9 protein-coding genes are annotated in these 22,694 nt (G+C 41.5%); all 9 read left to right on the top strand.

Features of this window, described 5'->3' with window-relative positions:
• Window positions 1-30: 30 nt before the first annotated feature.
• The 9 genes from POV27_RS11785 to POV27_RS11745 all read left to right on the top strand — a co-directional run bounded on the left by POV27_RS11785 (window position 31) and on the right by POV27_RS11745 (window position 22,668).
• On the top strand, window positions 31-7,611 hold the full coding sequence (locus tag POV27_RS11785; protein WP_272862974.1) for a non-ribosomal peptide synthetase: 7,581 nt from the start codon (window positions 31-33) through the stop codon (window positions 7,609-7,611).
• Between the two features lie 120 nt (window positions 7,612-7,731).
• Window positions 7,732-9,024 (top strand): KamA family radical SAM protein, encoded by a 1,293-nt coding sequence (locus tag POV27_RS11780; RefSeq protein WP_272862973.1) that lies wholly within the window; start codon window positions 7,732-7,734, stop codon window positions 9,022-9,024.
• A 116-nt stretch (window positions 9,025-9,140) separates the two neighbouring features.
• Window positions 9,141-10,070 (top strand): TauD/TfdA family dioxygenase, encoded by a 930-nt coding sequence (locus POV27_RS11775; protein ID WP_272862972.1) that lies wholly within the window; start codon window positions 9,141-9,143, stop codon window positions 10,068-10,070.
• Between the two features lie 171 nt (window positions 10,071-10,241).
• Window positions 10,242-15,323 (top strand): non-ribosomal peptide synthetase, encoded by a 5,082-nt coding sequence (locus POV27_RS11770; protein ID WP_272862971.1) that lies wholly within the window; start codon window positions 10,242-10,244, stop codon window positions 15,321-15,323.
• Between the two features lie 125 nt (window positions 15,324-15,448).
• On the top strand, window positions 15,449-16,714 hold the full coding sequence (gene ectB, locus POV27_RS11765; protein WP_272862970.1) for a diaminobutyrate--2-oxoglutarate transaminase: 1,266 nt from the start codon (window positions 15,449-15,451) through the stop codon (window positions 16,712-16,714).
• A gap of 42 nt (window positions 16,715-16,756) precedes the next feature.
• Complete coding sequence (locus tag POV27_RS11760) at window positions 16,757-20,101, top strand: non-ribosomal peptide synthetase (protein ID WP_272862969.1); 3,345 nt, start codon at window positions 16,757-16,759, stop codon at window positions 20,099-20,101.
• Between the two features lie 26 nt (window positions 20,102-20,127).
• Window positions 20,128-20,871: an aspartate/glutamate racemase family protein gene (locus POV27_RS11755; RefSeq protein WP_272862968.1), complete on the top strand. Its 744-nt coding sequence runs from the start codon at window positions 20,128-20,130 to the stop codon at window positions 20,869-20,871.
• A 58-nt stretch (window positions 20,872-20,929) separates the two neighbouring features.
• Window positions 20,930-21,622: a head GIN domain-containing protein gene (locus POV27_RS11750; protein WP_272862967.1), complete on the top strand. Its 693-nt coding sequence runs from the start codon at window positions 20,930-20,932 to the stop codon at window positions 21,620-21,622.
• Window positions 21,623-21,753: 131 nt separating this feature from the next.
• On the top strand, window positions 21,754-22,668 hold the full coding sequence (locus POV27_RS11745; protein WP_272862966.1) for a cupin-like domain-containing protein: 915 nt from the start codon (window positions 21,754-21,756) through the stop codon (window positions 22,666-22,668).
• The last annotated feature ends 26 nt before the right edge of the window (window positions 22,669-22,694 follow it).

Raw genomic sequence — 22,694 nt, 5'->3', positions numbered from 1 at the left:
ACAATACATACCATTTAATATTTCAAAAGAATGAAAACATTAAGTTCATATCACCAGCAACGTTTATGGTTTATAGATTATTTCGAAAAGGACGATTTGTATGATGGCAGTCCAATATACCATAATATTCCATTGTACCTAAAGCTGGACCGTAAAGTTTCGAATAATGAATTGTCGAATTCTTTTGAAGCATTGGTACAACGACATGAGGTATTGCGAACATCCTTAGTAAGCGAAGATGGAAAGGTTTCACAAGTAATTGCACCTGCAGCCGATTTCGATTTTGCACGCATCGCAGTGAACGAAACCAATATTGCTGAACGCTTGGAATCCCTAAGGCAAGTACCGTTGGATTTCGATTGCCTAATGAAAGTGTATGTAGAGCAAAAAGAGGAGGAAACACATGTATTAGTAGTATTGCACCACGCCATCGTAGATCGATTTAGTGTGAAAACCATTCGAAAGGAGTTGCTTTCCGTATTGAATAACGCGTCTATAACTACAGCGCCCATTAAATACAGTAACTATTCCGATTGGCAAAATTCCCTTTCCAATGACGATTTGGAATCCCTCATCTTTCATTGGAAATCGAAACTGCACAACCTACAAGTGCTTTATTTGCCTACCGATACGGAGCGTGATAAAATTCATAAATACGCCTCTAATTCCATTAAAATGGAATTACCCAAAGCAGCAGTGGCGGCATTTGCCAAAAAACACAGATTAAGCCCAAGAAGCCTGTTTTTGTCAGCCTACAAGATGACGCTAGCGCGTTTTAGCGGTCTCTCTGATATAGTGATTGGATCGTTCATGAACCCAAGGGAAGACAGTTCTCAAGTCCTTTTGGGACCAGTAGAAAACCTTGTCGTACTAAGATCCCAGATTGAAACAGAGAAGTCATTATTGGACATCAATAAGGTGGTTGACGAGACCTGGGTAGAAGCCGAAGGCTTTAAGGCATTGCCTTTCGACCGATTGGTGAGTGAGATCAATCCTAAGAAAGACATGAGTAGAACCGCGTTGTTCGATGTGTTGTTTGCCTATGATGCTTATGAAGAAGGAGACGAAAACACCGCAGCCAATAATGAAGGATGGGGTAAGTACGATTTCAATCTATTGGTAAAAGAGCAGCAGGAGAGCTTCGAGCTTATTTTAACGTATAACGATTTGTATTTCCGTAAAGGGACCGTTCAATCTGTAATGCAACTTATTGAACGCATTTTGGAGACGACAGTTACAGAAGAACACACCGCTTTAAGAGATATTTCTTTGGTTTCCGAAGAGGAGCGCGAAGTGCTGATTCAGTTGGGTGATTTCAAAGATCACAAAAGTGACCAAACCATTGTAAGCCTATTTGCTGAGCAGGTAGCCAAAAACAAAGATAATATTGCTCTTACCTGTTCCTCTGGATCCTATACCTATCAAGAAATTGATGAAAAGTCGAGTAGGTTGGCAAACGTTCTCAACGAGAAGCTCAACATACAATTGGAAGATAAGGTAGCGGTAATCCTCTCAGAAAAAGAGGAAATCGTTGTCACCCTATTAGCCGTTTTAAAATCGGGTGCGGCCTATGTGCCCATTCATCCCGATTATCCAGATTCCCGAAAGGAGTTTATCATTCAGGATGCCGAATGCAAATTGGTAATCGACGATGCCTTCTTCGATAAGTGGAGTCTTTCGTTAGAATCGGCCAGCTCGATTAATCCCAATAACAACATAGCACCCGCCAATTTGGCCTATATCATTTATACGTCGGGTACCACGGGACAACCCAAAGGAGTGCTTATAGAAAATAGGAATGTGATCAGTTTGCTCAATTCATGTTATGAGAAACTGAACGTCACTTCCAACGATACCTGGTTATTCTTCCATTCGTATTGCTTCGATTTCTCTGTATGGGAAATCTTCGGAAGCCTCTTAAGCGGTGGTACGGTATGTATTGCCGAAGATGCCGACTCCAAGAATGCCAAGGACCTTTCAGACTTAATGAATAGAACGAATACGACGGTATTCAGTCAGACACCTTCCGCTTTCTACAACTTTATTGAAGTTGGAAACGAAGTGCCATCTTTACGATATGTCGTTTTTGGGGGAGAAGCACTGAACCCACATAAATTAAAGACATGGGCTGAAAAGCACCCACAAGTAGATCTTATTAATATGTACGGTATTACCGAAACGACCGTCCATGTTACCTACAAGAAATTGGAGATTGAAGATCTATCGAACGACATTAGCAACATCGGGAAACCGTTGTCCTTTGCAAAATGTTATGTGCTTAATAAAGAACAACAATTATTGCCTTACGGAATGCCCGGAGAGCTCTATGTAGCAGGATCCGGACTTGCGCGAGGATACGTAAATCGACCCAAACTAAACGAAGAACGATTCCTAAAGACCAATTCTTTTGGAGTAAATGAAACCCTTTACAGAACGGGGGACTTAGTTCGCTATATGGAAAACGGAGAACTGGAATATCTGGGTCGTGTAGATGACCAGGTGAAGATTAGGGGATACCGTATAGAATTGGACGAAATAAAGAGACAGTTGCAGACCTTCGATAAGGTGAAGCAGGTTGCCGTAAAGGTTTTTGAACATACAGATGGAGATAAGAGCATTGTAGCTTATGTTTCTGCCGCGAATGGAGTTGCCCAGGATGATATTCGATCTTATATCGCTACGCGATTGCCAGAGTATATGATTCCTACCTTCATTATTGTGATGGATCATATTCCTCTCAACTCCAATGGAAAAATAGACAAGGCGAGTTTGCCATCTCCTTTGGATGTACTTTCGGCCAATACCGACGCCCAAGTCCCACCGGAGAATCCGGTTGAAGAGACCATTTTCGCCATTTGGAAAGAAATTTTGGGATCGGACAACTTCGGAACCACCGAAAACTTCTTCGAAATAGGGGGGCACAGCCTTAGGGCTACCCGCCTTATGGCAAGCCTTCAGAAAGAATTCAATGTCAAAATTGGATTGAAGGATATTTTCGAAAATGCAAGTATAAAAGAACAAGCACGATTCGTTAATGCCCAGGAAAAATCTACGTTTACAGAGATTCCGCAGGTAGAAGAATCGGAATACTATCCCATATCCAGCGCCCAACGCAGATTGTGGGTGCTAAGCCAAATGGAAGGAGGCTCAAAGGCATACAATATGCCTTCTCAGATAAGCCTAAAAGGAAGCCATTCCATCGATGATTTCAAGAAAGCCATTTTAGCTGTGGTGGATAGGCATGAAATCCTTCGCACTGTATTTGTCACCCTAGAGGATGGAGCGGTTATGCAGAAGGTGATTCCCACGGACGAGATGGATTTCGAAATTGAAATTATTGACTTTAGAAATGAAGAAGATCCCAAGGCTGCTTGTAGTGCTTACATCACAACAGATGCCGAAGTTCCTTTCGATTTGGAAAACGGACCGTTATTACGGGCTGCCATTATTCAGGTTTCAGATCAAGAATATACTTTCTATTACAATATGCACCACATTATTAGCGATGGTTGGTCCATGGAGGTACTATCTAAAGATGTTCTTGCCTATTATGAAGCCTTTACACAAGATACAGAACCACAGTTGCCAGAATTACGCATTCAATATAAAGATTATGCGCAGTGGCAGCTTAATGAAATGAGTCGTCCAGAATTTGAGGAACACAAGAATTATTGGACGTCGAAGCTGGAAGGGGAAATTCCACTTATCGATCTACCTTCGAGAAAGCAACGTCCCAAAGTGAAAAGTTATAAGGGAGCTGTACAGCGAACTTATCTTTCACCAGAAATAACAAGCTCGGTCAATCAGTTTGCCAAGGAGGGCAATGGAAGTCTCTTTACGACGCTTTTGGCCACTTGGAAGGTGCTTTTGCACAAATACACCTCGCTAACAGATTTGGTGGTAGGGAGTCCAGTATCTGGAAGGGACCACAACGACTTAGCCGATCAGATTGGCTTTTACGTCAATACGTTGGTGCTTCGCAATTCATTACATCCTGAAAAAAGCTTCAAAGCATTTCAAAATCAGGTGCATGAAGCTACGCTGGCATCTTACGAGCATCAGTTATATTCCTTCGATCAGTTGGTGGAAGATGTGGATCCTAAAGTAGATCCATCGAGAAGTCCATTTTTCGATATCATATTCACCCTTCAGACAAAAAACCATGAAGTAGATTTAGGTGAAGTGACCGAAAAGGACAGCAAAGAAATCATTCTAAAAGAGGACAGAGCCTCCAAGTTCGATTTGCAGGTCATTTTCGAAGAGGAAGGCGATCAGCTATCCTTTCATATAGGGTATAATACCGATGTGTATGACAACGAAATGATTTCGGCCTTGATGATTCACTTCAAGGAATTACTGAATCAAGTAATGAACAATCCCGAAGTACAAATCGCTGCCATCGATTATTTATCGGTAGAAGAAAAAGAACAATTACTGGTCAGTTTTAACGATAGCATCTCCGATTATCCAAAGGAAAAATCGGTTGTGGAATTGTTTGCGGAACAGGTACAGGAGACACCAGAGGCTACAGCCATTGTGTTCGAAGGTAAGACACTAACGTATGCTGAATTGGATACGTTGTCCAATCAAATGGCGCACTATCTACTGCAGAACTACGAGCTGTCTTCCGAAGATTTTATCGGAATAAAACTCGATCGAAACGAATGGCATATTGTTGCCATCCTCGCCATTCTTAAGGCAGGTTGTGCCTATGTGCCGATAGATGTAGATTACCCAGAAGATCGAATTGCTTTTATGGAAACCGATAGCCATTGCCAATTATCTGTAGATGCCGCTTTCGTAAAAGAATTTGATGCCGTTAAGGAAACCTACGGAACGGAGTTACCACAATTGACAATTGGAGCCAATCAGTTGGCGTATGTCATTTACACCTCTGGTTCTACAGGAAAACCCAAAGGAGTGCTCGTGGAACACCAAAGCATTGTACGATTGGTGAAAGCGACCAACTATTGTCAACTTACGGAAGATAATGTTTTGCTAACAACTGGATCCTTCTCATTCGATGCGACTATTTTCGAATTCTTCGGAACCCTGTTAAATGGAGCCAAGCTCGTTATTACTTCCAAAGACACCATGTTGGATGCACGGGGATTAGCGAAGGAAATCGAACAAAATTCGGTAGAGGTTATGTGGTTTACTTCAGGATGGTTAAATCAACTTGTAGACACACATTTGGAACTGTTTGCGCCTTTAAAGACAGTGCTTGTTGGAGGAGACCGATTGTCGCCCATTCATATTGAAAAATTAAAGAAAGCCCACAAGGAGTTGAATGTAATCAATGCCTATGGACCCACAGAAAATACCACCTTTACAACTACGTATCCTATTGAAGAGGTGACAGCAGATATTCCTATTGGATATCCTATTAGCAACGGAACGATCTATGTGTTGGACGAAACACGACAATTGGTGCCGGTTGGAGTTACGGGTGAAATTTATTTGGGCGGAGATGGCCTTTCCCGGGGGTATTTAAATCGTCCAGATTTAACCGAAGAAAAATTTGTTCCCAATCCTTTTAAAGAAGGGGAACGCCTATATAGAACGGGCGATTTGGGGGCTTGGCTGCCCAATGGAGCTTTGACCTTCGTAGGTCGTGTGGACAACCAAGTAAAAGTAAATGGACACCGTATTGAGCTTGGTGAAATAGAATATCAATTACAAAACAAGGAAGGCATAAATGAAGTGGTGGTGTTGATTGAAGAAGTGGCCGATCAAGAGAAGCAGATCAATGCGTATTTTGTTTCGGAAGAGGAAGAGAATGTAACGACGTTGAGAAGTTACCTTTCCAACGAACTTCCCGATTATATGCTTCCGCATGCCTTTGTTCAAGTGGAAGAAATGCCCTTGAACGGCAACGGAAAAGTAGATAAAAAAGCCCTATTGGCTCTTGATAATGGCGTAACCCTTAATGGGGCCGATTACGAAGCACCTACCAATGAATTGGAGGCGCAATTAGCCGAAGTTTGGGGAGCTATCCTAAATAGAAAAACGGTAGGGATTACCGATGATTTCTTCGAATTGGGCGGAAATAGCTTGAAGTTGTTGAACCTTATCAACGAATTCCATAAGAAGTTCGACTATAAAATCACCATGAAAGAGATTTTCTCTTATCGCACCGTGAAAGAACAGGCAGAACTCATTGGTAATGCCAAAAAAGATACCTATGTAGAGATCGAGAAAGTACCAGAGGAGGAGAGCTATCCGGTATCCGTCACACAGAAACGTTTGCTGTTGCTAAGCCATATGGACGAAAGCTCTGTGGCTTATAATATGCCTACCTCTATGGTTTTGAAGGATGTACAAGACATCGAGAAGTTTAAGACAGCTGTACATGCCACTATAGAAAGACATGAAATCTTACGAACGGTCTTTAGGGAAGATACCGAGGGAAACAATCGACAGTGGGTGTTATCTAAAGAAGAATTGAATTTTAAGATAGAAGAGGTTGACTTTAGATCCAGCACCGATGCCGAAAAAGGAGTAAACGATTACATCACTCAGGATTCCTATGCGAAGTTTGATTTAGTGAATGGTCCTTTGTTACGGGCAAGTCTATTGCGAATTTCGGATGAAGACTACATTTTCTATTACAATATGCATCACATTATTGGTGATGGATGGTCTATAGAAGTCCTTTCCAAAGATGTAATGGCCTTCTATAAGGCGTTCTTGAATGACACTACACCAGAATTGCCAGAATTGCGCATACAGTACAAAGATTACGCCATTTGGCAGTTGAACCGCTTCAAAAACAATGAAGTGGATATAAGCAAATTGTACTGGTTCAACCAATTTAAAGGAGACATTCCAACTTTAGATTTGTCGTTTTCGAAGCCGAGGCCTAAAATGAAGACCTTTACTGGAGATCTTATTCCGCATAGGGTTTCTAAGGAGGCGTTGGATGGCTTAAATGCTTTGGCCGCTCGCACCGAGACTACTTTGTTCATGAACCTTATGTGCATGTTTGGAATGGTGTTGAATCGATACTCGCATCAGAAGGAATTCATTGTAGGAAGTCCTATGGTGGCCCGTATGAATGCAGAGTTGAAGGATCAGATTGGATTCTACGTAAATACCTTGATCTATGGTATTGATATCGATACGACCGAGACCTATCAGGAAATGCTTCAGAAGATGAAGAACAAAGTACTGGAGAATTTCGAGTATCGGGAATACCCCTTCGATCTTTTGGTTGAGGATTTAGGGCAAGGAAAAGACTTCTCACGAAATCCACTATTCGATGCTATGCTCGTGATTAACGAACATCAAGGCGCATCAAGTGGAAGTGTGAAAGGGTCGAGCAATATCAGATTCAAAAACCAAGGGGTGAAAAGTAAGTTCGATATCACTTTTACCTTCAATGTTTATAAGGAGAAGATTAACTGCAATGTTATTTTCAATACCGATCTATATGATAGGCAAGATGTAGAAGAAATGTTGTCCACGTTTATGGGCCTTATAGATACCGTACTCGAGGATGATTCCTTGACGGTGAATGACTACATCAATTCTATGATTCAGGAAGAAGAGCTGCAGGAGCACGATTCATTTTTCAGTGAAATGATGAAGAGCATGGACAGCGACTTCTAGTTCAACCTTCAATACTACACATTTTAAACACCCAGCGCTTAGACAGGGAAGATGACGATGCCCCAACTTGGTGGGTATATAGCGGCAAAATCAATATTGATTCAAAAAATTCAAAATAAAATGATCGAAGTTCAAAAGAAATACCAGGTTATCACATTGCGAAATTTTCGGGAAGTGGAGAAGATTAGAAATCACCTTACCGAAGAGCAAATGCACGCTATAGAGGTAGTGGGAAATGTACTTCCTTTTAAGATCAACAATTACGTCATCGACGAATTGATCGATTGGAACAACATCCCGGAAGACCCCATTTTTCAGCTCACATTTCCACAAAAAGGAATGTTATCCGACTTCTTCTACAAAACCATGGAAGATGCATTATCGTTGGATTTAAGCAAAGCCGAGCTAAAGAAGGTAGCCGATGGCATTCGGTATCAATTAAACCCGAATCCATCGGGGCAGGAAAAGAACACCGCCACCTTGGAGGATCAGGATTTAAGAGGGATTCAACATAAGTACAAGGAAACGGCCTTGTTTTTCCCGAGTAGTGGGCAAACCTGTCATGCTTATTGCACCTTTTGTTTTAGGTGGTCCCAATTTGTGGGGATGGAGGATCTGAAATTCGCGATGAAGGAGTCCGAACTTTTGGTGAATTATCTCAATGAGAACCCATCCATTACCGACGTTATTTTCACAGGGGGTGATCCCATGGTGATGTCAACCCAAAAACTGGAAACGTACATCAATCCTTTGTTGGAATCACGACCTGGAAACCTGCAAAACATACGATTGGGCTCTAAAGCTTTAGGATATTGGCCCTACAAGTTCCTAACGGATAAAGATGCCGATGATACCCTACGCCTTTTCGAAAGGATCGTAAACAGCGGTTTTCACCTCACGCTTATGGCGCATTTCAATCATCCCAATGAATTGGAATCGGAGGCAGTACAGTATGCAATTAAAAGAATATTGAAAACAGGGGTTCAGATAAGAACCCAAGCGCCTATACTAACACATATAAACGACAATGCAAAGGCATGGGCCGATATGTGGAAGAAGCAAGTAAGCTTAGGGCTCATCCCTTACTATATGTTCGTAGCACGTGATACGGGAGCCCAAGAATACTTCGCAGTGACATTAGAAAGGGCACTAGCCATTTACAAGAAGGCTTATCAAAATGTAAGTGGTTTGGCAAGGACGGTAAAAGGCCCAAGCATGTCTACGGACTATGGAAAAATTGAGGTCTTGGGAATAAATGAAATTAACAATGAAAAAGTATTTACCCTGCGCTTCATTCAGGCCAGAAACCCTGAATGGGTAAAGGAACCCTTCTTCGCGAAGTACAATCCAGATGCGGTTTGGATTAGCGATTTGGAACCAGCTTTTGGCGGGGAAAAATTCTTTTTCCAGTAAGCAAATGAGTCATGAATGCTTGTACAAAATGCAGAAAGTGCAGAAACAAGGCACAGAATACTACCGAATGTAACCGTCGTTCTGGCGAGAAGAATCATATAACCAAAAACAATGTTATGACCTTACCATTTGAAATAGCACTGAGTGAGCAAAAAAGTCCACAGGAGTTTATTGCATATTACAAAGAGAACGAACAGAAAATAGACGAGGAACTGTCCAAATACGGAGCACTAAAGTTTAAAAATGTAGCGATTAATTCTACCGAAGATTTCGAAGCCATTACCGCTGCTTTGTCTAGCAAATTCCTGAATTACGTGAATGGAAATTCGCCAAGGAAGAAACTTTCAAACCATGTCTACACGTCTACCGAATACGACAAGTCTCAAATCATTACCATGCACAATGAGATGTCCTATTCTGCTTCATGGCCTAAAAGACTTTTCCTAAGCTGTATCACGGTTTCTGAAACTGGGGGAGAAACTTTACTGGCGGATAGCAAGGAGATTTTGAACAAAATGAACCCCACCATTGTAAATGACATTAAAACCAAGGGAATTAAGTACATCCGGAATCTTCACGGGGGTGATGGATTCTTTGGAAATTCTTGGCAAGACACCTATGAAACCACTAACAAAGAAGAGATTGAAGCTTATCTAAAAGCTTCGGAAATCGACTTTACTTGGAAGGCCGATAATTCTTTACGAATTGTACAATCCCGCCATGGACTAAATAAGCATCCGGATACTGGAGAAGATGTTTGGTTCAACCAAATTGAACATTTCCATCCCTGTCATTTGGGCGATGAGATTTATGAGGTAATTCAGTCGGTGTACGAATCCCCTTTAGACTATCCTATGTACGTAACCTATGGAGACGGATCTCCCATAGACGTAGAAATCATTGAAGAAATCGTTACGACTATCGATTCATTGACAGTGGCTCCGAAATGGAACACCAACGAACTACTTATTCTGGACAACGAACGGGTTTGCCATGGTAGAAACTCGTTTACGGGAGATCGATTGGTTTTGGTTTCCATGTCCTAACGAACACGATAACAAACCTACATAGAACAAACGACGGTTCCTTCCACATAGAACAAGCGAAAGAAGGAATTGAGCTCTTTGACATTTTTAACCCATTCCATAAGACCATTCACTAATGCCATAGTTTGTCTTTTGCTGTGCAATAGACAACTGTACTCAAACAGTATTTAAATGAATAACAAAGTAATACATTACGCGTTCGAACAAGTTGCGGCTGCTAACCCGGAAGCTGTTGCCGTAAAAACGGAGTCTTCGGCTCTGTCCTATGCAGATCTTAATGCAAACGCCAATAGGTTGGCCGACCTATTAGTTCAGCGGAATTGCAAGAAAGACGATATTGTTGCGGCCTTCCTAAACGAACCTATCGCTCAGTTGGTTTCATTACTTGGTATTTTTAAAGCGGGTAGTATCTATTTGCCCGTCGATGTAAAATACAATCAGAACCATTGGGAATCCTTGTTTATGGATATCTGTCCAAAGGTCATAGTGCTATCTCAAGAGAATTTTGAGTTGCTGAATTCGTATGATGAAACCTTTCAGTATTCCATTCCTGAAGCCATAGTGCCAGAAGTGGATGCCGATGGAAGCATTACTTTTTCGGTCTATGTTCATAACGGAAATACCTATGAAAAAGAAGAACAAAATATTGAACTTTCTATCGAGAATCCAGTAGTGACTATCGATAAGGACGACGCCAATTATATATTTTTCACTTCGGGATCTACCGGGAAGCCCAAAGCTGTTTTAGGAAAACACCAAAGCTTGGCGCATTTCATTTCCTGGGTAAATAACGCTTTCGAAATTACAGAGAAAGACAATATTGGGTTGGTTGCTTCCTTTTCTTTCGATGCTTCCTTACACGATATTTTTGCTGCCTTTACCAATGGTTGCACCTTGTTTGTACCATCTTCGGAAACAAAGGAAGACATATTCAAACTACAACAATGGATTAAGGAAGAAGAGATAACGGTATTACACATGGTGCCTACCTTGTTCCGACTTATCTCATCAAGTTATGTTTCGAAGCCAGAATCCTGCGACCTTCAGTTCCCTTCATTACGATATATGCTATTGGCAGGTGAAAAACTATATGGAAAAGACGTGACCGCTTGGCGTACGCGATTTGGAAATCGTACCGAAATCGTGAACCTCTATGGTACTACAGAAACTACCTGTTTAAGTACTTTTTACAGAATCGAGGATACAGAAGACATAGGTCCTTCCGATGTGTTTTGCGTGGGACAGCCTATTTCCAATACCATGATTTTAGTACTTAATCAGAACAATGAACTGTGTCGTGTAAACGAAACAGGAAGTGTGTATATAAGAACACCCTATACCACACAAGGATACTATAAGAATCCAGAACAGACGAATCTTCGGTTCGTACAGAACCCATTAACGTCCAAGAAAGACATGATTTACAAAACGGGCGATTACGGAAAGTACGACGCCGATCGAAATGTGATCATTTTGGGAAGGGAAGATAGCATTGTAAAGGTGAGTGGAGTCCGTGTTGATGTGAACTCAATTGAAGCCACAATCCTAGAATTGGAGCAAGTGGACATGGTGAAATGTATTTTAAGGCAAGATCAGGACAACAACTTCAACATTGCTTGTTTTTTCAAATCGGATGTGATGGAAATAGAAGACATCCGGCGTCATTGCCTACAATTCCTTTCGCACTACGAAGTACCATCTGTATTCGTGAAATTGGATGATTTTCCGAAGAATACCAGTGGCAAGATAGATGCAGTGGCATTAGAGAAAAGTTTAGAGACACCTCAATTGGGCGGTGATAACAGTAGGCCCATGAATGAAACGGAAGAACAACTCGCTAGTATTTGGAAAGAAATACTGGAAGTAGCACCTATTGGGGCGACAGATGATTTCCTTTTGTTAGGCGGAAATAGCATTAGATTAATCAAGTTAAAAGTAAAGATTCATAAAGAGTTTGATGTTTCATTATCGATCAACGAGCTATTTACTTCGAGTCGTTTGGAAGATCAAGCACGTCTAATTTCAGGCGCTAACATTTCCGACTTTGAGAGCATTCCAAAAGTGGATTTGGCTAGTAATTATCCTCTGTCGTCTGCCCAATACCGCTTGTGGGTATTGAGTCAATTAGAAAAAGGCTCTATCGCCTATAATATTCCATTTTCTACCCGTTTGGAAATTACCGATATGGATAGTTTCGAAAGCGCCGTAATTCATGTCATCGAAAGACATGAAGTACTAAGAACCGTTTTCAAGAAAAACAAAGAAGGGGAAGTAAGACAATGGGTGTATAATATGGAAGACTTGGCTTTTTCCATCGACTATCAGGATTATCAAGGTTTGGAAAATGCCAATGAATTAGCCAAACAACACATTGCTGCAGATGTTCAGATTCCATTCGATTTGGAAACAGGTCCATTGCTTCGCATGGGATTGATACAACTGTCTGAAAACGAATATATATTCCATTACAATATGCATCACATTATTAGTGATGGAAAATCCAAAGAACTACTTTCTAGGGATGTCATGACGGCTTACGAGGCCTATCGAACAGGACAGGAACCGAAATTACCCGCTCTAAAGATTCAGTATAAGGACTATGCAGCTTGGCAGTTACAACAACTGGAAAGTGAATCTTTCAAGGAGCACCAGTCCTTCTGGAAACAACATTTGGCAGGAGAATTACCATTTCTAGATCTGCCAAGTAGTAAAGTGCGTCCCTTGGCGTTCGATTTTGGTGGACATTGTTTGGCCACTTCACTAACGCCAGATGCGACAACGAAACTTAAAGATTATTGCTCGGAGCGTGGAGGTACCCTGTTCATGGGAATACTATCGCTTTGGAAACTATTGTTCCACAAGTATACCCAGCAAACCGATATTATTATTGGTTCCCCAGTGGAAGGGCGGGATCATATCGATCTTAAGGATCAGATAGGATTTTATGTCAATACACTGATCCATAGAAATACAGTGAATCCTTCCGAAAGTTTTAATGACTTTTTTGAGAGACTTAAAGAAAATACCATTGCATCGTTCAATCACCAGATGTATCCTTACGATCGACTGGCAGAGGATTTGAACATTATAAGAGATGCCAGTAGAAGCGCCATTTTCGATGTGCTTATCGTTCTTCAAAATGATGTGGCTTCAGAAAATCGTCGCTTCACAAAAGGGGAGTCATATGGCACCATAGTAGATCGAGGCGTAGCCACGTCCAAATTCGACTTGGAGATAGAACTTCAGGAAGTAGGTGGATCGTTGAACTTCCAAATCGTTTACAACACGGCCATTTATGAGAAGGAGCGTATTATAGGACTATTGGATCACTTCCAACAATTGGTAAACGCAGTTCTTGAAGCACCCGAAGCGAAGATTGGTGAAATTGACTATTTATCGCAAGAAGAGACCAACCTTCTACTCACGGAGTTTAACGATACTCAAGTAGATTTTGGAGAAGACCAGATATTGGATTTATTCGAAACACAGGTACGCCGAAATCCCGATGCCATTGCATTGACATATAATGGAGAGGAAGTGAGCTACGGAACGTTGGATCGTAAATCGAATCAACTGGCACACTACCTTGCACAAGAAGGCTTGGAAGAAATGCTCATTCCGATTTGTATTGACAGATCCCCAGAGTTGATCGTAGCCATTCTAGGAATCCTAAAATCGGGGAACGCTTTTGTGCCCATTGCGGCTAACTTCCCACAGGATCGGGTAAATTATATATTGGATGATACCAAGGCCTCATTGGTCATTTGCAGTGAATCGAATGCAGCGAAGTTCGAATCGATAACCACGGTAGATCTGTCGCATTTCCCATTCGATCAATATCCTTGGGATGCACCAGAAGTACCTTATGTAAATGAGCAGCCCGCTTATTGTATTTATACGTCGGGGACAACAGGTAGGCCCAAAGGAGTGCTTATATCGCGTGACGCGCTTACTAACTATATTCAGTACGCCAGCGAAACCTACACTGACCGAGAATCCTTACGATTCATTTTGGTGACCTCTGTTTCTTTCGATTTAACGATAACCAGCATTTTTACGCCCTTGGTTACGGGTGGAAGCATAGAGATCATCCCGGAATTTAAAAGTGATGTGGAAGCGTTGGAGCTTGTGGCAAGAAAAGAATTCGATGTCATTAAGCTCACGCCATCTCACCTGGATGTACTCGTAGACTTCCGAACTAAAGAATCTGGAATGGACACCCAGAAGAAACGTGTATTCATTCTTGGAGGCGAGCAGTTATCCAAAAATTCCGTAGCTAAGTTGTTTACTTGTTTTGGAAACAACAGTGTGATTTGGAATGAATACGGACCGACAGAGTCTACTGTAGGTTGTATCGCCAAGCGAATTACTTCAGAAGATGAAGGTGAGATTTTAATTGGGAAACCCACAAGCAATACCCAGGCGTACATTATGAAAGAAGATGCCTTATTGCCTGTTGGCGTTACCGGTGAAATTTACATCGGCGGATCGCAATTGGCGATGGAATACCTGAATAACAAAGAGCTTACAGATTCCAAATTTGTACCCAGTCCTTTTGCAGCAGGAGAGAAACTCTATAGAACAGGAGATTTGGGAAGATGGTTGCCGTGTGGAAATATGGAGTATCTGGGTAGATTGGATGAACAAGTAAAGATTCGCGGATACCGTATAGAGTTGGCCGAAATAGAATTTTACCTAAAGAAAAGGCAAGAAATTAAATCGGCCGTGGTGACTACAGTGGAGAACAAGGAGAGTGAGTTGGAACTGGCTGTTTATTTCGTTGCCGATCAGGAATTGGATCTAGGAAAACTACGACTGTATTTATCGTATTACCTACCGGCCTATATGCTTCCCGATTACTTTATAGCAGTGGATGAAATTCCGCTAACCAGCAACGGTAAAGTAGATTATGCCGCACTTCCAGAGCCTTCAGATACGGAGGTCTCCAGTGGAGTTGAATATGTGGCTCCGGAAAATGAATTGGAAGAGAAGCTCGTAGAGATTGTAGCCAGTGTTTTGGATAGAAATGCCCATGTCATTGGAACGCACGACAATTTCTTCGATTTGGGAATGAACTCCATCAAGCTTCTTAAAGTACTGAACAGCATCAACAGCATATTCAATCTTACGCTAAATATTTCGATGTTATTCGATAGTCCGAATGTTCACTTCATAGCCAATGAGATTGATTTAATCCTAAAGGCGAGTCAACTTCAAAACCAAGAAAAGAGAGCCAAAACCCTCAAAATATAAGGTTTCGAGCAGATCGAAAATGCAGTGATACTGTGTTTCAGCATAAGCGGAACTACCAATTCTGCAATACCATCATGTTTATGTCTAACACATTCTTTTTCAGAAAGAATCAAAAAAATATTGAGATGAATCTAACACCAGAAACAAATATCGAATCCAACGTAAGTGGTTATTCAAAATCATTTCCCACAACCTTCAGAAAAGCAAAAAACGACATTCTTGTCGATAACAATGAGAAGGAGTATTTGGACTTTTTCAGTGGTGCGGGTGCCCTTAACTATGGGCATAACAACGATTATTTGAAGAAGGAAATAGTTGCCTTTTTAGGATCCGATGCACCCATACATTGCTTGGATATGGACAGTGAGATGAAATTGAACTTCCTCAACGCGTTCCAGGATACGGTGCTAAAACCACGCGGATTGGACTATAAATTACAATTTCCAAGCCCATCGGGAACGAATGCCGTAGAGGCAGCTATTAAGTTGGCGAGAAAGGTGACCAAAAGAAGTAAGATTCTTTCGTTTACCAATTCCTTCCACGGGATGACGGCCTCTTCTTTGGCTTTATCTGGGAGTCAGGAACATCGCCATAACGATATTCCTGCCCAAGACGTGCTGTTTTTCCCATTCGATGGATACTTTGGTGAAGATGTAGATACATTGGAGTATATAAAGCAAATGGTAGCCTCTCAGGGATCTGGGAATACGCTACCTGCAGCTATCATTTTAGAAACTATTCAAGCCGAAGGAGGTATAAAAGTTGCTTCAGTAGACTGGTTAGTGGGACTTCAGCAATTTGCCAATGAGAATGGGATTCTACTTATTGTAGATGACATTCAAGTAGGATGCGGGAGAACAGGTAATTTCTTCAGCTTTGAGAGAGCAGGAATTTATCCCGATATCGTATTGCTATCCAAGTCCATTAGTGGTTTCGGATTACCTCTTTCCTTGGTACTCATGAAGCCGGAATTGGATATTTGGACCCCAGGAGAACACAATGGAACCTTTAGGGCCAACAATTTGGCATTATGTGGTGCCACTACAGCTTTAGATTACTGGAAGGACCGAAATTTTCAAAATGAAATTGAGAAAAAAGCACAGGTCGTAGAAGAGAAACTGAATCAATTACGTACCGATTCGGAAGCTGTGAAAGCGGTACGCGGTATGGGATTGATCTGGGGCATTGAATTTGAATCTGGCGAATTTGCCAAGAAAGTATCCCAACAGCTTTTTGAAAAAGGCCTCATTATAGAAACCTGCGGAAACAAAGGACAGGTGGTGAAATTATTACCCCCACTTACCATTACCGAAAGGAATCTATCCAACGGTTTGGACTTGATCCAAGAAACCATCCACCAATTGCACGGACAACCGATACTCACGTACTAAGCAACGAAAACTGCTACTCATCACAATCAAAAAAATATAGTTATGATACTCCTATTAGAAGAATTGAAAGAGCAAGGCGTTACGGTTGCGCTTCAGGGAAATGATCTGGAATTGAGCTTCGATGAAGATATATCTGAAGGACTCATACACAAGATCAAGGAAAACAAGGAAGGGATTATCTCATTCCTTCAGAAGTATGGAGCCAATGGCCAAAATGGGGAACAAGGAATCCCGAATGTTGGGGAACAACGGGATTACGAACTCTCCAATGCCCAAATGCGATTGTGGATATTGAGTCAGGATCCCGAAAGCTCTAAAGCCTATAACCTCTACAATACCGTAGATCTTAAGGGGAATTATTCAAAAGACCATCTTGAGGAAGCCATTCAAAAAGTGATTGAAAGGCATGAAATCCTGAGAACGGTGTTCATCCAGAATCCACAAGGGGAGGTACGGCAACGCATTTTACCTGCAGATTCAGATTTGTTTGCAATGAACTATCTGGATTACAGAAATACCGAAGATGCTAAGAAAAAGGCACAGACCTTTGTGAAAAATGACCGAACGACTCCTTTTGATTTGGAAAATGGGCCTCTTGTAAAGACGACACTCATTCAATTGGCAGAAGATCATTTTGCCTTCTATTTTAATATGCATCACATCATCAGTGATGGATGGTCCATGGGCGTTATGGAGAAAGACTTGATGAACTATTACAAAGCCATAGCTTCTAGGACTGAAGTGTCCTTACCGAGTTTAAGGGTACAGTATAAGGACTATGCTGCTTGGCAAAAAGAGTTGCAAAATGATAATCGTTTAAGCGATTCAAAAACCTATTGGAACGAACGATTTAAGGATAACATCCCTTCTTTGGATGTACCCTCTTCCAAAACCCGACCCGCTCGTATGACGTATAATGGACAGGGCTTGTCCACCTATATAGATAAGGATACCACAACACAACTCAATGCCTTTGCCCAAGAGAAAAGAGGAAGTCTTTTTATGGGACTTTTGGCAGCTTGGAAGGTATTGTTGTACCGATATACGGGACAGACGGATATGGTCATCGGAACACCGGTTTCCGGTAGGGAACACAAAGAATTAGAAGACCAAATTGGTTTCTATGTGAATACATTGGCCGTTAGGAATACGTTAGATCCTTCTTGGAGCTTCGAGCGTTTCTTCGAAGCGGTGAAGACCAATGTCTTGAATGATTTCGGACATCAAAATTATCCTTATGATCAGCTTATAGAGGATCTACAATTACAAAAGGATCCTAGCAGGAACACCCTTTTCGATATCATGTTTGCCCTTCAAAATGCTTCGGCAACCGAGGGAGTAACCTCTAGTAAAAGTGACTACGGAATTTCGGATATGGGACAGACACAGGCCAAATTCGATCTTACGCTTTATTTCATTGAAATTGATGGCGGGATCAACTTCCAAATTATTTACAATCGTGATGTGTACGAAAAGGAGTTGATTGCCCAAATGATGACACACTTCAAGCAATTGCTGAAAGAGGTACTCGTAGCACCCCAACAAAAAATAGAAGCGGTTAATTATTTGTCCTATGCGGAGATTGCGGAGCTTACCGAAATCTTCAATGCTTCGGATACGGAGTACCCAAGGGATTCCAATATCGTTCGTGTTTTTCAGGAGCAAGTAGCGGCAACACCCAATAACAAAGCTTTGGTATCTGGAGATACCGCATTTACCTATAAAGAATTGGACGAAGTTTCGAATCAACTTTCGCGTTTCCTTACTCAGGAATATGCAATTTCTGAAGAAGACTTTGTAGGGATTAAACTGGAAAGAAACCCTTGGCATGTGGTAAGTATCCTTGCCATTTTAAAAGCAGGGAGTGCCTTTGTTCCTATCGACATTAATTACCCTCAGGAACGAATCGATTATATGGAGCGTGATAGTAATTGCAAGGTAACCATAGATACTACTGTCTTACAACGCTTTTTCGATGAAGGGGACGAACTGCCAAGCACGGCATTCGAAACTGAGGTTTCGCCAGAAGCACTGGCTTATGTCATGTATACTTCCGGATCAACGGGAACGCCCAAAGGCGCCATGATAGAGCAGCGCAGTGTGGTTCGCTTGGTAAAATCAACCAACTTTTACCAGTTCAATGATTCGGACGTACTGTTATCCAGTGGATCCTTTTCCTTCGATGCGACGACATTCGAGTTCTTTGGACCGCTTTTAAACGGAGGAACCCTAGTGGTAACTCCTATGGATTCCTTACTGGATGTGAAACAACTGGGAGAAGAAATTCGAAATAATAACGTAGACGTTATGTGGTTCACATCAGGTTGGCTGAATCAGATTGTAGATGCAGATATCACGGTTTTCCGAACCTTGAAGACTTTATTGGTAGGAGGCGACAAGCTTTCGCCTACGCATATTCAAAAACTAAAAACACAATATCCAGGGCTTGTTATTATTAATGGTTATGGACCTACGGAGAACACTACGTTTTCCCTCACTTATGAAGTGGATGAAGTGAATGGTGAGATTCCCATCGGCTTTCCCATAAGCAATAGTACAGCCTTTGTACTGGATACAAATATGAAATTGGTTCCCAAAGGAGTCATTGGGGAATTGTATTTGGGTGGCGACGGGCTTTCCCGTGGGTACCTGAACAATCCCGATTTAACCCAGGAGAGGTTCATTCTACATCCTTTTAAAGAAGGAGAACGATTGTACAGAACAGGAGATTTGGCCAAGTGGCTTTCGGATGGAAGTATCGCTTTCGAAGGTCGAGCAGATAATCAGGTAAAAGTAAGTGGGCACCGTATTGAATTGGGTGAAATAGAAAGAGCACTCGAAGAAATTCCGGAAGTCGCACAAGTTTGTGTCTTGGCCATAGCCGACGAAGACGGACAGAAGCAATTGGCTGCCTACATTGTTGCCGATCGTGAAATGAACAGTGGCGACATGCGGGACTATCTTTCTGGCGTCCTTCCCTCATACATGCTGCCCAGCTACTTTGTTCAATTGGATAAAATGCCATTGAATTCTAATGGGAAAACCGATAGAAAGGCATTGCCCAAGCCAGAAAATACGGATGTGCTCACAGGAGCCGCGTATGTAGCACCCAATACGGAGACCGAAGAACGTATGATCGATATTTGGGAAACCATTTTGAATAGAACACAAATAGGAATTAAAGACGATTACTTCGAATTGGGCGGAAATAGTCTAAATGCTTTGAAGATTATTTCCCGAATGAATGAAGAATTTGAAGTGAAATTGAGCATAAAGAACCTGTTTTCGCATACCAATGTGGAGAGCTTGAGTGCATTCATCGATTTCGTGATTCAACAAAACAAAATGAAGGCAGCAAAGGCCTCCATGGTTCAGATAGAAATTTAGCCAACACCCATCCAAAATCATTCATCATGTCCAAAAAAACACTTGGAATCATCTCTGGTATGGGGACAAAAGCGGGTTTGCTGTTTGTCAATAAGTTGGTAGATAGGATAGAGGCTCCAACGGATCAGGACTTTCCAGAGTTTGTGATTCATAACAATAGCAAGATTCCCGATAGAACACTCTCTATTGTTTATGGGGAAGAATCGCCGTATTTAGAGTTGTTTCGTTCCATCAAAATGTTGCAAGCCTGTAATGTATCCTTCATTGTTTCTACCTGCGTGACTTCGTATCACGAAATAAGTCGTCTGGAGAAGCAATTCGATGTAGAAATATTAAATCCGGTAGATCTGGTACTTAACCTTTTAAAGACAAAGTACAAGCACTACAGACGTATTGGTCTTTTGGCCACCTCGGGAACCCTAAAGTCGGGTTTGTTTCATAGAAAGTTTAAGCATTCTGGATTGGAACTCATCACTTTGAATGAAAGGGACCAAGAAGAGGAATTCATGAAAGCGGTTTATATGGAGGGGGGATTTAAGTCTTCCCATGTAGTGCCAGAGGCCTACGACCATTTCAAGGAAGCCGTTTCCTCCCTAAACGAAAAAGGAGTTGATGTCATTATTGGTGGCTGTACCGAAGTACAGATAGGATTCGATAAGCTACAGCCCAAAATTCCATACATCGATGTGATCGACGTCCTTATCGATGAGGTCATAAAAAGAATGAATTTAAAGCGCAAAGTAGAGCATATGGAAAGCCTTTACTTCTAGTTGGTAAACCACTTTTCAAAACTCCATTGGAACATAAAACACTAGCAAAACAAGTACCATGAGACTTAAAACATTATTTAAAAAAAGCAAAGCTTTTACCCATATAAAGAACTCTGAAGTGACCAAAAGGCAGATAGCCTTTACGGATTTCAACACTTTGGAAGTCGCTAATGACATAAATGTATTCGTAACCTTTTCTGAAAGTAAGCAGCAAATAGTCATTGAAGCCAATGAAAATCTACAGGAATTAATTCGGGTAGAAAATTTGGATAATAAATTGATCATTTATAAGAAAAAGAATTTGGTAGTAAAAGGAGATGAGACAACCAATGTATATGTTCATTGCAAGCCTTTCTCCAAGTTCTCAGCAGCCAATGATTGCACCCTTACATTAGAAACCGAGCTTCACTCCCAAAAGGCTAAAGTAAAGCTCTCTCAAGATTCCGCTTTCAAAGGGATCGTAAACGTACAGGAGTTCGAAATGCAATTTGCGGATGACTCAAAAGGAGAGATATCTGGGTATATAGAGTACCTCAACCTGAAGCTTGCGGACGATAGCAAGTTGAAGAACTACGAGTTGACGGTAGGAAGCTTGGATGCCCATTTATCTGAAGATAGTACAGCCCATCTTACGGTGAACAAAACCATTAACGTAAAAGCGAGCAGCGATAGCAAACTAAAATACAAAGGAAATGCAAAGTTGAATGCCAAATTCACTTCTGGAGATTCTTCGGTAAAGCAAGTAAAGTAAACCCCACATTCATTCAAGAAATTTAATAACCCCTAAGTGGATTGTCTGCGCATTCCAGCGGGACAATTCATGCCTTTCTTCACATAAGTCGAAACGCAAGTAGATATACTAACCCATTAGAAATTAAGGATATGGAAAATAACATTTTAATTCAGACAGGAGTAGCCGTCGACACGGAAATCGCAGTCGAGTACGGTATTACAAGAGAGAAATTCTATGAAGAATATGTGAGCAAGAATAGGCCCGTAATTCTGAAAGGATTAATGGACGATTGGCCTGCTAAACACATCTGGGGTAACCAGTATTTTAGCAATCTCGATCATGACCAGAAGATTCTAGCCAAGAAAGGAAACATTAAAAAAGGGGACATGCGAAGCATGAAACTCTCTGAGTATGTGGCCCTGATGCAGGAATATGAATATTCCGATAAAACGGAAGATCCTACACACTATCTGCATGATTTCCCAATGTTTCAAGTAATGCCAGATCTGGCAGATGATGTGGCTCCATTTCCATTGCAGCTATTCCCGAAATGGTATGCGGACAAATGGTGGAACTATTGCTGTTTCTTTATCGGAACCTCAAGAAATAAAACCCCAATGCATATCGATACTTTACTTACCAACAACCTGTTCTTTCAAGTAGCGGGGGTAAAAGAGTTTACCTTGATATTGGCCGAAGACATGGACAAATGCTATCGCTATGATTGGAAATGGTCACGTGTAAACCCAGACAAGCCGGACTATGTGAAATATCCTAAATTCAAGGATGCCAAGGTGTACCGATTCCAAGTAACGGGAGGGGACATTCTGTATATGCCAGCTGGAGCATTTCACCAGGTAAAGAGCATCACCAATTCGATTTCATTCAATATCGACTGGCATACCAAGAAGACGGTACTTAAAGGGCTGTGGGCATCCATTAAAGGAGGTGCATCTTTCCCGAACATCTATTACAACAGCATTTTAGCACTAGGATTGTGCCTAAACATTCCATCCAAATACCTATTCAAGTTCTATAAGAGCTATTTCGCCTTTATCGCCTAAGGAGACTTAGGACGAGCGCAGCCATC

The sequence above is a fragment of the Aureisphaera galaxeae genome (assembly GCF_028561275.1).
GTDB classification, from domain to species: Bacteria; Bacteroidota; Bacteroidia; order Flavobacteriales; family Flavobacteriaceae; genus Aureisphaera; species Aureisphaera galaxeae.
Note: the sequence above shows the minus strand (reverse complement) of the source record. Positions and strands in the feature narration are given on the sequence as shown.

Excerpts from the sequence above, each read along its gene's own strand:
- POV27_RS11785 (WP_272862974.1), top strand. The coding sequence starts at position 31 with ATGAAAACATTAAGTTCATATCACCAGCAACGTTTATGGTTTATAGAT.
- POV27_RS11780 (WP_272862973.1), top strand. The coding sequence starts at position 7,732 with ATGATCGAAGTTCAAAAGAAATACCAGGTTATCACATTGCGAAATTTT.
- POV27_RS11775 (WP_272862972.1), top strand. The coding sequence starts at position 9,141 with ATGACCTTACCATTTGAAATAGCACTGAGTGAGCAAAAAAGTCCACAG.
- POV27_RS11770 (WP_272862971.1), top strand. The coding sequence starts at position 10,242 with ATGAATAACAAAGTAATACATTACGCGTTCGAACAAGTTGCGGCTGCT.
- ectB (WP_272862970.1), top strand. The coding sequence starts at position 15,449 with ATGAATCTAACACCAGAAACAAATATCGAATCCAACGTAAGTGGTTAT.
- POV27_RS11760 (WP_272862969.1), top strand. The coding sequence starts at position 16,757 with ATGATACTCCTATTAGAAGAATTGAAAGAGCAAGGCGTTACGGTTGCG.
- POV27_RS11755 (WP_272862968.1), top strand. The coding sequence starts at position 20,128 with ATGTCCAAAAAAACACTTGGAATCATCTCTGGTATGGGGACAAAAGCG.
- POV27_RS11750 (WP_272862967.1), top strand. The coding sequence starts at position 20,930 with ATGAGACTTAAAACATTATTTAAAAAAAGCAAAGCTTTTACCCATATA.
- POV27_RS11745 (WP_272862966.1), top strand. The coding sequence starts at position 21,754 with ATGGAAAATAACATTTTAATTCAGACAGGAGTAGCCGTCGACACGGAA.